The organism is Shewanella sp. AC34-MNA-CIBAN-0136, assembly GCF_040309945.1.
Taxonomy (GTDB): domain Bacteria; phylum Pseudomonadota; class Gammaproteobacteria; order Enterobacterales; family Shewanellaceae; genus Shewanella.
In genome coordinates this window covers 1-258 of sequence record NZ_JBEOPJ010000083.1, presented here as the reverse complement: position 1 = coordinate 258, position 258 = coordinate 1, and the positions used below count along the sequence as shown (strand labels likewise).

The window sequence follows — 258 nt, the reverse complement described above, 5'->3', positions numbered from 1 at the left end:
GCATTAGGTATCGTTGGTGAATCAGGTTCTGGAAAGACCACAATAGCGCTGGCACTAAGTCAATTGCTTAGCAATCAAGCACATATCAGTGGTCAAATAATGATTAATGGGCAAGACATTACAGCATTGTCCAAACGTGAACTGCGCTCCTTCCGCTCGCAGATTCAAATGGTGTTTCAAGACCCCTTTGCCAGTATTAATCCGCGCATGACGGTCATGCAAATCGTCGAAGAAGGATTATTGGTACAAGGTGTCAAT

Annotated in this window: 1 protein-coding gene; it reads left to right on the top strand. The window is 44.2% G+C overall.

The genetic code is table 11. From position 1 onward, the window contains the following. Positions 1 to 258, top strand: a 258-nt coding sequence (locus tag AAEY94_RS20750) for an ATP-binding cassette domain-containing protein (protein ID WP_350979933.1), incomplete at both ends; no start/stop codon positions are given.